A 16,725-nucleotide genomic window follows, 5' to 3' on the forward strand; every position below is an offset into this window, starting at 1 on the left:
AAGGTCCTTCGCAAGCTCAGGATGACAAACGCAACATCAACTACTTGCCGTTCTATTACTTAGCCGCTCAGTCACTCTATCACCCAGTCACTCCCATGCCTACCCCTCCCATCCCCTACGGCCGCCAGCACATCACCGACGAAGACATCCGGGCGGTGACGGAAACGCTGCGCTCCGACTACCTCACGCAGGGGCCGAAGGTGGCGGAGTTTGAGCAGGCCTTTGCCGAGTACATTGGGGTGCGTTACGCCGTGGCCGTCAGCAACGGCACAGCGGCCTTGCATTTGGCGGCGCTGGCGCTAGACGTGCAGCCGGGCCAGCGCGTGATTACGACGCCCATTACATTTGCGGCTTCGGCCAACTGCGTGCGCTACTGCGGCGGCGAAGTGTATTTCGCCGACATCGACCCAGAAACGGCGCTGATTGACTTAGCGGCCGTACGCCGGCTGCTCGAAGCTCATCCCAAAGGCCATTTCCACGGCCTGATTCCGGTGGATTTTGCGGGTTTGGCCGTCAACTTGGAAAAAGCGCGCCAGCTCTGCGACGAGTTTGGGCTGTGGCTTTTAGAGGATGCGGCGCATTCGCCGGGTGGGTTCTTTGTCGATAGTCAGGGTAGGGAGCAGCGCTGCGGCAACGGGCAGTTTGCTGACGTGGCCATTTTCTCATTTCACCCCGTGAAGCACATTGCCATGGGCGAGGGCGGCCTCATCACCACCAATGACAAAGCGCTCTACGACAATCTGTTGCTATTGCGCACCCACGGCATCACCAAAGATACCGACCTGCTAGAGCAGAACGACGGCGGCTGGTACTACGAGATGCAGACGCTGGGTTTCAACTACCGCCTACCCGACATGCTGGCTACTCTGGGCCTTAGCCAGCTCCACCGCGCTGATGCTGGTCTGGCCCGCCGTCGGGCATTGGCAGCTTGTTATGATGCTGCGTTTAGCAAGATAGAAGGCGTGCAAACGGTAGCACCTGGCCGCGCCGGTCATGCCTACCACTTATATATTATTGAGGTAGAAGACCGCAAGGGCTTGTACGACTACCTGCGCGAGCGGCAGATTTTTGCGCAGGTTCACTACATTCCGGTGCATCTTATGCCCTACTACCGCGGCCTGGGGTGGCAGCCCGGCGACTTCCCCCACGCCGAAGCCTACTACGCCCGCTGCCTCAGCCTGCCCATGTTTCCTACCCTCACCGACGAGCAGCAGCAGTACGTTATCGACTGCGTGCGGGAGTTTGTGGCGGGATAATTTTCCGTAGAAACGATGTTTTTTGCCTATGACTCTCGCAACTCCTAACATCGGTATCATCTCCCAGGCCCGCATGACCAGCACGCGCCTACCCGGCAAGGTGCTGCAACCTATTGCGGGACAGCCGCTGCTGCACTACCACGTGCAGCGCCTACGCCAAAGCGGATTGCCGCTGTACCTGGCTACCACTACCAACTGGGAGGATGATCGGCTGGCAGATTTTGCGGCGGCAAATAACATTCCCTGCACACGCGGCGACGAGCACGACGTGCTGGGCCGCTACCACCAATGCGCACAGGAGCATGGCCTCGACGTTATCGTGCGCGTCACTTCTGATTGTCCGCTCATTGATGGGCCGCTGCTGGCCTCGTGCATGCGCGAGTACGTGCGCCTGGCCAATCCCTACCTCTACCTCTCCAACGTGCTGCGCCGCACCTACCCACGGGGCTTCGACTTTGAAATCTTCTCGCGGCAGCTGCTGGAAGAAGCTTTCCAGCGGGCTACCCTCCCCAGCGACCGGGAACACGTGACGCCTTATATTCACCAAAACCGCTCAGGGCAGGTGCACTTCCGTCATTCTAGCCGCGTGCCCGACCGCAGCCGCTACCGCCTCACGGTAGACACAGCCGAGGATTTCGAGTTGATTAAGGCACTGATTGAGCAATACGGCGCCGACCAGCTCGACGTAGACGCGCTAATTCAGTTATTGGATGAGCACCCCGATCTGGTGGCCATAAACGCGCATGTGGAGCAGAAAAAGGTGTAATTGAGCGAAAACATCAGCTCATCCCGTCATGCTGGGCGGAGTCGAAGCATGACAGTCTAAACGCCTCCTATCTTTCATTCTTAATTCTTCCTTCTTACTTGAAACCTCGTCTCCTACTTCGCGCCGATGGCAATCCGCGCATTGGCTTGGGCCACGTGATGCGCTTATTGGCCCTGGCCGAAATTCTACGCGACCGGTTTCACAGCGTATTTGTGATACAGGAGCCCGACGCGGCCGTACGCGACTTGCTTCTGGCTACCTGCGACGAAGTAGTGGAAATGCCCCCTATGCCCGCTGGCGGCGAACCGGCCTGGCTGCGCCAGTACGCCCTGCGCTCCACCGATGTGCTGGTGCTCGATGGCTATGATTTTGAGTTGACCTACCAACAGGCCGTGCGCTCGGCTGTGCAGAAATTGGTATGCTTGGATGATCTGCACACGTTTCCTTCAATGGCCGACCTGGTGCTGAACCCGGCTGGGGGCGTCACGGAGGCCGAGTATGAGCTGCGCCAGACCGCCGCCCGCTTGCTGGCCGGACCAGCCTACGCGCCGTTGCGCGCCGCTTTCCGGGAGGCGGCCGCCCTACCCCCTGCAGCGGCCGATACGGGCACGGTGCTGCTCTGCCTAGGCGGCGCAGACCCTACCCACCAAACCCAGCGCGCCGCCACTCGACTGCTGTTGCTACCCACCGTGCGCCAGGTGCACGCCGTGGTAGGCAGCGCCTACGACCAATGGGAAAGCCTGCAACAGTGGGCCGACGACCAGCCGCGCCTGTTGCTGCACCGCAACCTGCCCGCCCCCGCCCTACGCGACCTGATGCGTCAGTGCGGCACGGCCATCTGCTCGCCCAGCACCATCAGCTACGAATATTGCGCCGCTGGCGGTGGCCTGCTATTTCTGCTACCTACTGCCACCAATCAGCACGACCTCGACCGGTATTTGCGCGGCGCAGGGTTGGCCCTACCCTACCTCAGTGTGGGCAACGTCCTGACTTCGCCCGAAGCCAACCGCATTGCCGAACAGCTGCGCGAGGCCCAGCACCAGCACTTCGATGGTTTGGCACCCCAACGGCTGCGGCAGGAGTTTGCGGCCCTGCTGCTTCCTACGCTGCCCTTGCACTTGCGCCCCGTAGTCGACGCCGATTCGGACCAGCTATTGGCCTGGGCCAATGAACCAGCCGTGCGCCAGTATTCCTTCATCCCTACCCCCATCACCCGCGAAGACCACGAGCGGTGGTTCGCCAACCGCCTTCAGGACGAAGACACGCTCCTGCTGCTGGCCGAAGACGAAACTACCCACGAGTCGGCTGGCCTGATTCGGTTTATAGTGGAAGACGATACGGCCCTACTGAGCTATCTGCTGGCGGCCACGCACCGCGGCCGGGGGCTGGCAGCGGGGTTGCTAGTAGCTGGCGTGCGGGCACTGCTCCAGCAGTTTCCGGAAGTGCGGCGGGTAGAAGGCCAGGTGCTGGCAGCCAATGTGGCCTCGGTGCGGGCCTTTGAGCGAGCGGGATTTGCGCAGCAGTCGGCGGGCGAATCTGTTACCTTTGCGTGGGTGGCTTAACGATTTTCGCGCACTGCGAACCTCTGCGCCTACCTCCGCGAACCTCTGCGAGAAATGACGCCTGCATCTTCCTTACCCATGCCTACCATCACCATCGGTGGCCGCGCCATTGGCCCCGACCAACCGCCGTTTATTATTGCCGAGCTGAGCGGCAACCACAACCAAAGCCTGGAGCGCGGCCTAACGATAGTAGATGCCGTAGCCGCAGCCGGCGCGCACGCCATCAAGCTGCAAACCTACACCGCCGATACCATGACGCTGCCCGGCGCCTACCGCATCGACGACCCCAACTCCCTGTGGTTTGGCCGCGAGCTGCACGAGCTATACCAGGAGGCCTACACGCCCTGGGACTGGCACCAGCCGCTGTTCGAGCGCGCCAAACAGCACGGCATGCTGGCTTTCAGCTCGCCGTTTGACGAGTCGGCCGTGGATTTCCTGGAAACGCTCGATGTACCGGCTTACAAGATTGCCTCCTTCGAGAATACCGACTGGCCCCTGCTACGCCGGGTGGCTGCTACCGGCAAACCCGTTATTATGAGCACCGGTGCTAGCACCCTGGCCGAGGTAGCCGAGGCCGAGCAGGTGCTACGCGCCGCCGGCTGCCAGGAGTTGGTATTGCTGAAATGCACCAGCACCTACCCTGCCACACCGCTCAATACCAACCTCCGCACCATCCCGCACTTGGCCCAGCTGTTTCCAGCCTCACCCATCGGCCTTTCCGACCACACCGCTGGGGTAGGCGCCGCTGTAGCAGCCGTAGCTTTGGGTGCCAGTGTACTAGAGAAACACGTAACCCTGCGCCGCGCCGACGGTGGTGTGGACTCGGCCTTCTCGCTGGAACCGGAGGAGGTAGCGACTTTGGTGACGGAAACCGAGCGGGCTTGGCAGGCCTTGGGGCAGATTCAATACGGCGTGCAGCGCGCCGAGGAAAAATCGCGTCTCTACAAACGCTCCCTCTACGTGGCCCAGGACATTGCTGCCGGCGAGGTCTTCACCCCCGACAACTTGCGCGTAGTGCGCCCCGGCCTGGGCCTCCCCCCCCGCTACTATGACCAGCTCCTGGGCAAGCCCGCCCGGCAAAATTTAGCCGCCGGCACCGCCCTCACGTGGGAGATGCTGTAAATTCGTCATTTCAACCATTCTGCGCATCAAGCAGCGAGGAGAAAACTCGCGTGCTTCGCTAGACCGTCATGCTGAGCGCAGTCGAAGCATCTCTACCGCTTCGGCAGATAGTAACTGATTACTCAAGGGCGTGATAATCCGACTGCGCTCAGCATGACAATCTTACTTCGCGTTCCATCCCGATGGCCTCCCCTACTACCCGCCTGCGCAATATTCTGCAACTGCGCTTTTCGCCGCTGTTTGCCGGGCTGCCGGCGCGCACGCTGGAAGGTATTTCGCCGCGCAGCGTGTGGAAGCGACTGGCGAAGGTAGCGGGCTATGCGGCGTTGCGACTGGTAGGCAACGTCTTCCGGCCCATCCGCAATGCGGAGGAACTGCACGGCAAGGTGTGGCTCTATGTGGTAAGTCAGAATAACTACGAAGCCCTGCATTTTCTGCGCGAGGCCCTACCCGACGCTGTGCTGGTAGCCGGGCAAAGCAAACAGATTGGCCGCTACAACCAGCAGGTAAATCGACTCTCGTTGCGGCGCAAGCTGCTCTATTATGGGCAGTTTCCAGGAGCGTTAGTTGGCTTGCGAAAAACGGAAGGCCGGCTGGCGTGGCGTTTTTTCAACTTGATTTTCAACGCCATCGGTTACTATGAGGTGTACTGCCGCGCACTGCGCCATTACCAGCCCCGCGCCGTAGTATTTGCCAACGACCACAACGACGACGCCCGCGCCTTGCTGCTGGCCTGCCGCGCCGAAGGCGTGCCAACGGCCTACGTGCAGCACGCCAGCGTGAGCGCCAGCTTTCCGCCCCTCGGCTTCGATCTAAGTCTGCTGGAAGGTCAGGACGCGCTGGACAAATACCACCAGTGTGGCCCCGTACAGGGTCGGGTGGAGTTGGTTGGGATGCCGAAAGCCGATGTGTTTCTCACTCAAAAAAACCAGCAGCCCACCGTACAGCGCGTGGGCATCGCCATCAACCTACTCGACGAAACGCCCGCCATTACAGAGGCCATAGACTTCTTACTACGTGAGTTCCCTACCCTCGCTTTTACCTTTCGCCCCCACCCCGGCGACCAGCGCGACTTCACCTTCCTTCGGCAGCAGCACCCTACCCTACGCTTCTCCGATGCCCGCCAGGAAAGCGTATTCGAATTCCTTCATCAGCAGGATGCCCTCGTAGCCGCCGATACCTCTACCCACCTGGAGGCTACCCTACTTAACGTAGCCAGCATCTATTACCGCTTCGGCACCCACGCCGGCACCGACGATTACTACGGCTACGTAGCGCACGGCCTAGTGCCCCGCGCCCGTTCATTGCAAGAATTAGGCACCTTGTTACGTCAGTATCAACAGCACAAGCCGCTGGACCTTTACCAACGCGCGGCCTACTACAATGCTACCCTTGGCACTATAGATGAAGGCCACAGCCAGCAGCGCGCCGTGCGCCTATTGCGTGAGTGGCTGAAAGAAGCATTTTAAAACGAAACTTTGAGGCCTGTATATCTTTTGCCACGCTAGTTGCTATGCCCCTTTCACTTAAATCTTTGGCTGCCTCTCTGGCTGTCGAACGCCGTTTATACCTTTTCTTTTTTTTTCTGATCTGCTTATTAGGAGCCGCACTCCGGTTAGTTCAGTACCCAAACCTTCCACCGGGTTTCCACCAGGATGAGGCTAGTAGTGCTTATGAAGCATATTGTTTAGCTGAAACCGGCATGGATCGGTGGGGCAATGTATTACCGGTCTACTTTCCTTCATGGGGTAGCGGACAAAATGTACTGTTATCATATCTAATGATTCCAGTAGTGAAAATATTCGGCTTGTCTATTTTCTCTACTCGTTTGATACCAGTTAGCTTAGGCATCCTAACATTGCCGTTGCTTGGTTGGGGGCTACGGCCACTAGGACGATATCCGGCACTGCTAGGAATGTTTTTAGTGGCTGTCGTTCCCTGGCACTTTATGTTATCACGGTGGGCACTGGAAAGCAATCTGGTGCCTTTTTTCATGCTATTAGGCTGCGTTTTAGTATCGCGCGCCCTCATTACAAACAAACGACGCTGGATTATTCCAAGTCTATTTCCCTTTGCACTAGCCTTGTACGCATATGGCACTACCATTATTGTATTGCCGATCATGGCGGTATTGCTAGGCGGATGCTATTGGCCGCAACTTTTGCAAAATCGCAGTTCTTGGCTGCTGGCTATAGCAATTTTTGCAGTATTTGCTTTTCCTTTCATGGTTTTTGTCGTTGAGCATCATGTGCTTAATCATAATATGACATGGGCCGATTCTTTATTCTTTTCAACGCCTCTTCCACCCTCTAATCGTCTAGCGCAGGTTAATACAGAGCAGCGAATGGATATACTGTATACCAACAGAACCTTCCTCAATTCGGGCTTTCAGGATGGTATCGTGTGTAATTTGATGCCGAACTTTCCATTGCTGCTTCTCTTTTCGCTGCCTTTGGGACTAATTGGCATGGCAGCCGCCGTATTCGGACTTATTCGTCAGCTACGCCACCGGATGGCTCAGCCCAATCAAGTTGTTATCACCATCTTTCTTTCTTGGGCATTAGGTGCTCTGCCCATGGTGTTTTTGTTCACATTGAACGTCACACGTTTCAATCACTTCTATCTACCTCTACTGGTCCTGATGATTTGGTTGGTTGACCAACTTATTGAACATACGAACACTTGGGTTTCTAAACCGCTACTGCGCACGCTCGTGGTGATGTGGCTAGTAGTAGAAAGTGGCTTCGCAGTGCGTCACTACTTTACTTCTTACAGGAGTAACGGCATACAGACACTCTTCCACGAAGGGTTAGACCAAGCCTTTGTCGCTGCAAAGCAGCTACCGGTAGCACAAGTTCGGATTACCAGCAGTTTAGGCTTGCACTACGTGTACACGTTGTTTTTCACGCAATACCCACCCCGTGAGTTCCAACAACGTGCACAGTATTCCATCTCTAATGGCTCGTATGAGGTATTTCGGTTTGGCAAATATGTTTTTAATGACGCCCATCTCACTCCTCACCAACCATATGGCTACCTAATGCGCCGCAGTGAGTTGTCTGCCGACACCACTGCCCGGCGTATAATATTCCGCAATAAGATTTGGGAAGTTGGCATACTGGAATAGTAGTGTCAATCTATTATGTTCTTGCTACCGAACTATTTGGTTCTGTAGTCAAATAGTAACCGCCCAATACCACAACCCCGCTACCAGTCCCCCCACTAGCGTATTCAAAAAGTTAACCGCATTGTTGCTCAGGCGATGCTGCCGTTCCAGAGTAGCTCCTAGCACCGAATCGGTTAGGTTGCCTACAGTGCCAGCCAGCACCAGCCAGCTAAATTCCCTACCCCAGCCGACGCTCAGGCTATACAACCCCGCGATGAGGACGCTACCCGCCACGCCGCACAGCGTGCCTTCCAGACTAATTACGCCGTTCAGACCGCGCGTATCGGGCCGTAGCGTGAGGACGTTGTAGTAGCGCCTACCGTAGACGTTGCCTAGCTCTGAGGCCAGGGTGTCGGCAGTAGCGGCGGCGAAGCTTCCTGCTAGCATCAGCTGAAATAGGGCAGCCTGGGCAGGTAGCAGCCAGCCGCCCAAGCCGGCCAGAGCGGCCACACCAGCATTGGCAACCACCTGGCCCGCCGTGCGCCGGCCTTTGTTTTCTTCTGCTAGCCCCAGCCGGCGCTTTTCTGCTAGGTGCCAGCCCGAAGCCGCAGAGCCCAGCAGGAAAAACGCGGCCAGCATACTCAACCCGCCAAAGCCGCCGCCCAGGTAAATGAGGGCGCCCAACAGCCCGCCTGCGAGGGCACCGCCGGGGGTCAGCTTGCTGGCCCGCACACTGTAAAGCATGCCCGCGCCAAGCAAGAACAAAACGATACCAAGCCGTAGCAGCATCATCACGGGGGTAGGAGGCACAAGCCGCGTGAGCTGCCGCGCAATGGATTTTGGGAAGAATCAGCAATATTAGCCAATAGGCCGAAAAGTAACCTTCCATGACCTACCCCCTTCGTTTGGCGCTTGGCCCGGTTATACTGCCAGTACACTTGCTGCTGGAAATGCTGGCCTATACCATCGGCTACCGGCTCTATCAGCATCTACGCGCCCGTTTCCATGACCGTATCTCCGACGAGCACCGCCTCTGGATTTTCGTGGGCTGCGCGGCCGGGGCGCTGCTGGGCTCGCGGGTGCTGGGGCTGCTGGAGCACCCCGCACTGCTGCTGCATCCGCCCGGCGGCTGGCCCTACTACCTCACCAACAAAACCATTGTGGGCGGCTTGCTCGGCGGCCTCGTTGGCGTAGAACTCACCAAAAAGCGCCTGGGCGTCACGGCTTCCAGCGGCGACCTGATGGTGTTTCCCATCCTGCTGGCCATGTGCATCGGCCGCCTTGGCTGCCACTTCTCGGGGCTCGAAGATGGTACCTTCGGCACGGCCACTACCCTCCCCTGGGGCACCAACTTCGGCGACGGGGTAGCGCGCCACCCCACCAATCTCTACGAAATAACCTGGCTCCTGCTACTGGGCACAGCTTTGTGGCTCACCGAACGCCGCCAGCCGCTGCCAGATGGCTGGCGGTTCCGGTGGTTTATGGTCGGGTATTTGGTGTTTCGGCTATTGGTGGAGTTCATCAAGCCTACCCCCGCGCCGAGTGGCTGGGGCCTTACGGCCATTCAGTGGGCTTGTGTGATGGGGTTGGGATATTATATTTGGTTGTGGTATTACTCAAGCAAACAAAACAAAGTACGTAACAACTTTATTATTCATGGAAATTAAATACACTTTAAACTCAGAGGATTATCTAAATCACCAGCTCTATTTAGCGAGTCAATCAAGTAGAATTAATACAAACAGGAAAAAGAGTTGGCTGATTACGACTTTAGCTTTTACTTTCTTAGCCGTCCTATTCTATCAACAACACATGTTTGGCTTGATGTACTATTTTTTATTTTTTACAATTATAAGTGGCTTATTCTTTCCGTATTATACTCGCAAACGCTACAAAAAGCATTACAAGAATTTTATAGAAGAAAACTATAAAACGCGGTTTAACGAAGAAATTTATATTAATATAAAAGAAGATGAGTTATTAACAAAAGATAGGTTTTCAGAGGGTCGCATGAGCTTATCTGAGTTATCTGAAATAGTTGAAGCACCAACCGCATTCTATTTAAAAACTTCAATTGCACACTCATTAATTATACCTAAAAGTGCACTAAATCAACCATATGAATTAAAAAAACAGTTAACCAGTATATCTAACAAATTTCAAATACCTTATAGCAACGCTAAAAATTGGCATTGGAAATAACCTATTTTCAATCTATAATTAATTTCTCTATGCCAGAACACCCCTATACCTATTACGACTTCACCCTAAGTCTGTGCCCGCATTGCCTGCGCCGGGTAGAGGCCAAGATTGTTTTTGAAGACGGCGGCGTGTACATGCTCAAGCGCTGCCCGGAGCACGGCCGGCAACGGGTGCTCATTGCCACCGATATTGAGTACTACAAGAGCATCCGCAACTATGTGAAGCCCAGCGAAACGCCACGCCGCTTCAACACCGCTACCCACTACGGTTGCCCCTACGACTGCGGCCTCTGCGCCGACCACGAGCAACACAGTTGCCTCACCGTTATTGAGATTACTGACCGCTGCAACCTGACGTGCCCTACCTGCTACGCCGAGAGCAGCCCTACCCACGGCCGGCACCGCACGCTGGAAGAGGTGGAGGCCATGGTAGATGTGCTGGTAGAGAACGAAGGCGAGCCTGACGTGGTGCAGATTTCGGGCGGCGAGCCTACCCTGCACCCGCAGTTTTGGGAGATTCTGGATATGTGTAAGCGCAAGCCCATCAAGCACCTGATGGTGAACACAAACGGCGTGCGCCTGGCCAAAGACCCCGCCTTTGTGGAGCGGCTGGCCACCTACGAAGGGGCGTTTGAGGTGTATTTGCAGTTCGACTCGTTCCGGAAGGAGGTGCTGGAAACCATGCGCGGGCGCGACCTGCGCGAGGTGCGCCTGCAAGCCCTGGAAAACCTGAACCGCCACAACCTCAGCACTACCCTGGTCGTGACCTTGCAAAAGGGACTCAACGACGATGAAATGGGCGAAATCATCGATTTTGCCTTGCAGCAGCGGTGCGTGCGCGGCGTCACGTTTCAGCCTACCCAGGCAGCGGGCCGCCTCCAGAATTTTGCCCCCGCCACCGACCGCCTCACGCTCACCGAAACCCGCCAGGGCATTATCGACCAGAGCCTATTTACGGCCGAAGATCTGCTGCCGGTGCCCTGCAACCCCGACGCGCTGGTGATGGGCTACGCCCTGAAGCTCGGCGGCGAGGTATTTCCGCTCACACGCTACGTGCAACCCGCCGAGCTGCTGCAAAGCGGCGGCAACACCATTGTGTATGAGCACGATCCGCGCCTGCGTCAGCACCTGCTCAAGCTGTTCAGCACGGCTAATACGGTGGATACCATCACGCCCGAGCTAAACCAGCTGTTGTGCTGTTTGCCTACCATTCAGGCGCCTAACCTGAAGTATGAGAACCTTTTCCGGGTGATTATCCTGCAATTCATGGATGCCTGGAATTTCGACGTGCGCGCCATCAAGAAATCCTGCGTGCACATTGTGAGTAAGGATTTGAAAATCATTCCGTTCGAGACGATGAACATGCTCTACCGCGATGAGGAGAAACTAGCACGCCTGCAAGTGCTGCGCGATATTCCGGTGCTATGAACAACGAGCCCGAGAAGCCCAAAAGTCCTGTTGGCCGCATTCTATTGCTGAATTTGGGACTAGTGTTGCTATTGCACGTTGGGCGGGAAATGCTGGTACCTCAGGAGGGTGTTTTCCCTCTGCTTTTTTGTCTGGCATTTGTGGATTTTTTAGGTGCGCTCTTCATTATAACACAGGGTGGTTCCGGCCGAAAAGTAGCCACATTTCTAATTGCGGCCCTGCTTGTATTTATTGTGGGATTCAGCGACTGTGCCAGTCACTTTCACCTCGACACCCGCTGATTGGTACTTGCCGTGAAATCTGAGAGGACTCCCCCCAAACCCGGTCATATTCTGCGCAACAACCTGCTGATACTGTTGGCAACCGCCGCAGTGGCGGCTGTGCTAACTGGTCTGTTTCCGGAGCAGTCTGCTTATATGATCCTGTTTGCCTTTGGGTATGTGCTACAGGCGTTAGTCAATATTCTAATCGGGGTTGGGTATCTCGTGCAGCCTGCGCAGGGTAGCGCGGCACCGTATTTTCTGAGCGCCTTGTTGGTGCTGCTAATTGGGTTTGGCGCGTGCGCTGGCATCGTTACGATGGTACTTTAAGGTAGGGCTGCGTAAGCTCAAGGGCACACTAGGGGACTACAGGTGCAACATAGCAGCTGTGGAGGCGCAGGTCACAGTGCTACGCCACGCCGTACCACTCCACCCACTGTTTAATCAGGGCTACGCGCTCTTGAATGTATCGAGGCGTGAAAAAGAAATTCGACCAGTCGTCGAAGTTTTCGGCGGCGAAACCCAGGTAGAAGATCCAGAACATGACGCCGAGGTAGGGAATGGCCGCCAGCTCTGCCTCGGAGAGCGGGCGCACCTCGCGGTAGCCAGCCAGAAATACCGCAAACGCCCGCTCCGCTTCGGCAGGTGGCACCCCTTTATAGTATCGGTCCAGAAAGAAATGCACGAAAAAGCTCATCACGTCATTCACCAGATAGCCTTGTCCGGCGAAGTCAAAGTCGAAAAACGTGAGGGCATCCTGGGCATCAAAGTGAAAATTTTTGGGTAGGAAATCGTATTGGCAATAGCCGTAGCCGAAGGCACCGAGGTCGAATTCGGCGAGTTTTCTTTCCACGGCAGCCGCCAGTTCGCGGAGGTAGGTCAGGCCTTCGGGGTAGGCTTGAAACGATGGTTCCAGCACCTGCAAAGGCCCGGTGAGCGTAGTGGCTACATTGTAGATGGGCCGCGGGTAGGGCAATTGCAGGCCAGCCGTGCAGTTGTGCACACGCGCCATTTCGCGGCCCACCGTGCGTAGCTGCGCGTCGCTCATGGCGTACACGCTGTTACCTTCGGCGTAGGCAAACAGCACGCCGTGGCGGGAACCCTCGGCCGCTGCAAAGTGCTGCACGTACTCCCCCGCTGCATCGGCCAGGGGTGCGGCTACACGGGCTCCGTTGTCGCATAACAACGTCAGCAAGGCCACTTCTCCCCGAATCTCGTTCAGGGAACGGTGCGCCTCACGATAGATTTTCAGGATGTATTTCGCGGCGGAGCCCTCCAGCACGTACGTGTCACTGACGCCTCGCAGCAGGTACCGGCACGTCAGGCCCGTGAAACCATACGCCTGCTCGATGTACGGGCGCAGGGCCGCGGCAGACAGGGTAGAATACTGGGTAGGGAAAAGGCTCATAGACGGTGATTTGCACGAAATACAGCCGTAAAAATGCAGTATCTGATCAACCAATAGTCGGCACGCAGCAAAAAAAGCAGCCCTCCCCCTTTTACTTGCGTCGGTGATGCGTAGTTTGCCTTCTTAGCTGCTCTCCTATGACACTACACCTACGTTCTCGTTTGGGCCTGACTGCGGCCGTTTTCCTACTTCCTACCCTACCCTTGCTGGCCCAAGCTCCGGCCGCGCAATCGGCTTACGCTGAGCCGGCTGTATCGCCGGACCGCCGGGAACTGGCCTTCGTATCGGGTGGTGACATCTGGACGGTGCCGGTGGCGGGCGGCGAAGCCCACCTGCTGGTGGCCCACCCAGCCACCGAGGGACGGCCGCTCTACTCGCCCGACGGCACCCAGCTGGCCTTCACCTCCACCCGCACCGGCAACGGCGACGTGTACGTGCTCACGCTGGCAACCGGCGCGCTCCGCCGCCTGACGTTCGACGACGCCCCAGAACAGCTCGACGCGTGGACTGCCGATGGTAAGTGGCTCTACTTCTCGTCCACCAGCCACGACATTGCCTCCATGAATGACATTTACCGGGTGCGCCTCACTGGCGGCACGCCCATGCCGGTAAGTGCCGATCATTACGCTAACGAGTTTTTCGCGGCTCCCTCTCCCGATGGCCAAACGCTGGCCTTTGCGGCCCGCGGCGTGGCCGACCGTCAGTGGTGGCGCCACGGTCACAGCCACTTAGACGAGGCCGAAATCTGGCTGCGGCGCGAGCAAAACGGCACCCCTACCTACACGGCCCTAACCCACGGCAGCGCCAAGGACCTGTGGCCCATGTGGGCAACCGGCGGGCAGCAGTTGTTTTTTGTATCAGACCGAAATGGAGCCGAAAACATCTGGCGGATGGACGCCAACGGCCAAAACCCTACCCCTGTCACCAGCTTCAAGGACGGACGGGTGCTGTGGCCGACCATTTCCGCTGATGGTCAACTGATTGTATTTGAGCGCGACTTTAAAATCTGGTCGATGGACACCCGCAACGGGCAGGTACGCGAGGTAAATATTCGGCGGCGGGGGGCGCCGGCGGGCAACGTGGTGGAGCGCCAGCGCTTCACGGACCGTTTGCAGGAGCTGGCCCTCTCGCCCGATGGTAAAAAGGTAGCGTTTATCATTCACGGTGAAATCTTTGCCGCATCAGCGGCCGAAGGGGGTGAGGCCGTGCGCATCACCACTACCCCCGGCGCCGAGTCGGATGTGTCGTGGCTGCCCGATAGCCGCGGATTGGTGTATGTAGGCGAGCGAAACGGCACGGCGCACGTGTACCGCTACGATATTGGGACCGGCCAGGAAACGGCCCTCACCAACGGCCCCTCCAACGATGCCGCCCCGCGCCTCTCGCCCGATGGTCGCCAGCTGGCCTACGAGCACGACGCCAAGGAATTGCGCGTGCTGGATTTGATAACCAAGAAAGAAAAGGTAGTAGCCTCTGCCAGCTTCGACCGGCCGCCCCTGCACGCCGACCGGTCCTTTACCTGGTCGCCGGATGGTAAGTGGCTGGCCTTCATGCCGAACCGGGGTAGGCGCTTCACCAACGTATCGGTGGTACCGGTGGCGGGCGGCGAGGCCCGGCCGGTGAGCTTCGTGGCGAATGCCAACAGTACCGCCGTATCGTGGAGCCCCGATGGGAAGTATATCCTGTTTGATACCGGTCAGCGCACCGAAGACGCGCAGATTGCCCGCATCGACCTGCAACTGCGCACCCCGCGCTTCCGCGAAGACCAGTTCCGCGACCTGTTCCGCGACCCGGCCCCCTCCGTGCCTACCCCCGCCGACAAGAATACGGCCCCTACCCTGAAGCCCGCGACGCCCGCTGGTCCAGACAAGGCCGCCACAACCGCCCTCCTCGACTCGACGGGCACCAAGGGCAACGCCAAGGCTAGCCCGCTGAAAAGCCCCGTCAATATCAATTTCACTGACATTCGTCGGCGCTTGAGTTTGCTCCCAATTGGCTTGAACGTAGGCGCCCACCGCATCAGCCCCGATGGTAAGTGGCTGGTGGTCACGGGCTACGCAGCCAACCAATCCAACCTCTACCTATACTCGCTGGATGAACTGGGTAAGGAAGGCAGCGTGGCCCGCCAACTCACGTCCACTACGGGCAGCAAGCGCGAGGCGCAGTTTTCGCCCGATAGCAAGAAAATCTACTACCTCGATCAAGGTAAAATTCAGGTGGTGCCGGTGGAGGCTGGAGGCAAAGCGCAGCCCCTGGCCGTATCGGCCGAGATGGAGGTAGATTTTGACCAAGAGAAACTGGCCGTGTTCGATCAGGCGTGGAGCTATCTGCACGACCACTTCGCCGATGCCAAGTTCAACGGCGTGGACTGGACCGCCGAGCGCGCCCGCTACGCCCCCCTCATTGCCGGCGCTGAAACGCCTGATGAAGCCCGCCGCCTCACCAATCTGATGATTGGCGAACTAAATGCCTCGCACCTGGGCCTGAACCCTGGCAGCTCGGGCAGCGGGGGCATTGCTCCCTCCACCGGCCGGCTGGGTCTGCGCTTCGATGCGGCTGAGTATGAGCAGCATGGCCGCCTGCGCGTGACAGAAGTCCTACCTCTCAGTGCGGGTGCTCTGGCCGGCATCCGCCCCGGCGAGGTGCTAGAAGCCGTTGATGGCGTGCCGATTACTCCTACTACCAATCTGGAAGACCTGCTGCAATACAAAGTCAACCGCCGCGTAACATTGCGCCTGGCGGGCACCGTGGCCCCTACCCTGGCCGTGACAACCAAGCGGGGCAAGAAGCAAAAAGCAACCGTTGCGCCAGCTGCTAGGGCTACCCGCGAGGTGGTAGTGCGCCCCCTCAGCCGCGACACCGAGAAGGGTCTTGCTTACCGGCAATGGGTGGAGGAACGCCGCGCTTACGTGGATAAAGTCAGCGGCAGGCGGCTGGGCTACGTGCACATGTACGATATGTCGGCTAACTCGCTGGCCCAGCTTTACCTCGACCTCGACACCGAAAACCTGGGCCGCGACGGCGTGGTGGTAGACGTGCGCAACAACAACGGCGGCTTCGTGAACGTGTACGCCATCGACGTGCTCGCGCGCCGCAGCTACCTCACCATGACGCGCCGCGACCAGGATGGCCCCATGCCCGCCCGCGCCTCCCTGGGTCAGCGCACCGTGGAGCGGCCTACCATTCTGGTCACCAATCAGCACTCATTGTCTGATGCCGAGGACTTTAGCGAAGGCTACCGCGCCCTAAAGCTAGGCAAAGTAGTAGGCGAGCCCACCGGCGGCTGGATCCTCTTCACCTACAACGTGTCGTTGCTCGACGGTTCCAGCCTGCGCCTCCCCAACACCACCATCCGCGCCGCCCGCGACGGCCAGATCATGGAAATGAACCCGCGTCCTGTAGACGTAGCCGTGAAGCGTCCCATCGGCGAGAGCTACACCGGCCGCGACGTGCAGTTAGACACCGCTGTGAAGGAGCTGTTGGAGCAGTTGGGTAGCAAAACAGGCAGCACAGGTGGGCAGTAGGTAATAGCATCCGGGCCATTTCACCTGTCATCCTGAGCTTGCGAAGGACCTTTTTACGTGTGAACGAGTCGTTGCCATGAGATTCGTGCTGA

At 57.8% G+C, this 16,725-nt stretch carries 13 protein-coding genes; 11 read left to right on the forward strand and 2 right to left on the reverse strand.

The window, feature by feature from the left end:
• The first annotated feature begins 95 nt into the window (after window positions 1-95).
• The 6 genes from pseC to KYK14_RS18630 all read left to right on the forward strand — a co-directional run bounded on the left by pseC (window position 96) and on the right by KYK14_RS18630 (window position 7,833).
• Window positions 96-1,256, forward strand: a complete 1,161-nt coding sequence (pseC, locus tag KYK14_RS18605) for a UDP-4-amino-4,6-dideoxy-N-acetyl-beta-L-altrosamine transaminase (protein ID WP_219160947.1) — start codon at window positions 96-98, stop codon at window positions 1,254-1,256.
• Window positions 1,257-1,284: 28 nt separating this feature from the next.
• A complete protein-coding gene (locus KYK14_RS18610) occupies window positions 1,285-2,022 on the forward strand; it encodes a cytidylyltransferase domain-containing protein (RefSeq protein ID WP_219160927.1) in 738 nt (245 codons plus the stop codon).
• A gap of 98 nt (window positions 2,023-2,120) precedes the next feature.
• Complete coding sequence (gene pseG / locus KYK14_RS18615; protein ID WP_219160929.1) at window positions 2,121-3,584, forward strand: UDP-2,4-diacetamido-2,4,6-trideoxy-beta-L-altropyranose hydrolase; 1,464 nt, start codon at window positions 2,121-2,123, stop codon at window positions 3,582-3,584.
• A gap of 78 nt (window positions 3,585-3,662) precedes the next feature.
• Window positions 3,663-4,706, forward strand: coding sequence for a pseudaminic acid synthase (gene pseI, locus KYK14_RS18620; protein WP_219160931.1), 1,044 nt, complete (start codon window positions 3,663-3,665; stop codon window positions 4,704-4,706).
• A gap of 182 nt (window positions 4,707-4,888) precedes the next feature.
• On the forward strand, window positions 4,889-6,175 hold the full coding sequence (locus tag KYK14_RS18625) for a glycosyltransferase family protein (protein WP_246601933.1): 1,287 nt from the start codon (window positions 4,889-4,891) through the stop codon (window positions 6,173-6,175).
• A 65-nt stretch (window positions 6,176-6,240) separates the two neighbouring features.
• Window positions 6,241-7,833 (forward strand): ArnT family glycosyltransferase, encoded by a 1,593-nt coding sequence (locus tag KYK14_RS18630; protein WP_219160932.1) that lies wholly within the window; start codon window positions 6,241-6,243, stop codon window positions 7,831-7,833.
• 48 nt (window positions 7,834-7,881) lie between these two features.
• Here KYK14_RS18630 and KYK14_RS18635 read toward each other — a convergent pair whose 3' ends face one another.
• Window positions 7,882-8,622: a DUF92 domain-containing protein gene (locus KYK14_RS18635; RefSeq protein ID WP_219160934.1), complete on the reverse strand. Its 741-nt coding sequence runs from the start codon at window positions 8,620-8,622 to the stop codon at window positions 7,882-7,884.
• Between the two features lie 77 nt (window positions 8,623-8,699).
• Here KYK14_RS18635 and KYK14_RS18640 point away from each other — a divergent pair, with 77 nt between their 5' ends.
• From KYK14_RS18640 to KYK14_RS18655, 4 genes are all read left to right on the forward strand, one after another.
• The gene (locus KYK14_RS18640) at window positions 8,700-9,479 is read left to right on the forward strand and encodes a prolipoprotein diacylglyceryl transferase (RefSeq protein ID WP_219160936.1); all 780 of its coding nucleotides are present in this window, start codon (window positions 8,700-8,702) and stop codon (window positions 9,477-9,479) included.
• On the forward strand, window positions 9,469-10,014 hold the full coding sequence (locus KYK14_RS18645) for a YcxB family protein (RefSeq protein WP_219160938.1): 546 nt from the start codon (window positions 9,469-9,471) through the stop codon (window positions 10,012-10,014). Before KYK14_RS18640 ends, KYK14_RS18645 begins: the two co-directional genes overlap by 11 nt.
• 29 nt (window positions 10,015-10,043) lie before the next feature.
• Window positions 10,044-11,441, forward strand: coding sequence for a radical SAM protein (locus KYK14_RS18650; RefSeq protein WP_219160940.1), 1,398 nt, complete (start codon window positions 10,044-10,046; stop codon window positions 11,439-11,441).
• A 293-nt stretch (window positions 11,442-11,734) separates the two neighbouring features.
• Window positions 11,735-12,031 (forward strand): hypothetical protein, encoded by a 297-nt coding sequence (locus KYK14_RS18655; protein WP_219160941.1) that lies wholly within the window; start codon window positions 11,735-11,737, stop codon window positions 12,029-12,031.
• 79 nt (window positions 12,032-12,110) lie between these two features.
• Here the strand turns inward: KYK14_RS18655 and KYK14_RS18660 are convergent, their stop codons facing one another.
• Window positions 12,111-13,109: a phosphotransferase enzyme family protein gene (locus tag KYK14_RS18660; protein ID WP_219160943.1), complete on the reverse strand. Its 999-nt coding sequence runs from the start codon at window positions 13,107-13,109 to the stop codon at window positions 12,111-12,113.
• A gap of 137 nt (window positions 13,110-13,246) precedes the next feature.
• Here KYK14_RS18660 and KYK14_RS18665 point away from each other — a divergent pair, with 137 nt between their 5' ends.
• Complete coding sequence (locus tag KYK14_RS18665) at window positions 13,247-16,633, forward strand: S41 family peptidase (RefSeq protein WP_219160945.1); 3,387 nt, start codon at window positions 13,247-13,249, stop codon at window positions 16,631-16,633.
• Window positions 16,634-16,725: the final 92 nt, after the last annotated feature.

It is taken from the genome of Hymenobacter profundi (assembly GCF_019334315.1).
GTDB classification, from domain to species: Bacteria; Bacteroidota; Bacteroidia; order Cytophagales; family Hymenobacteraceae; genus Hymenobacter; species Hymenobacter profundi.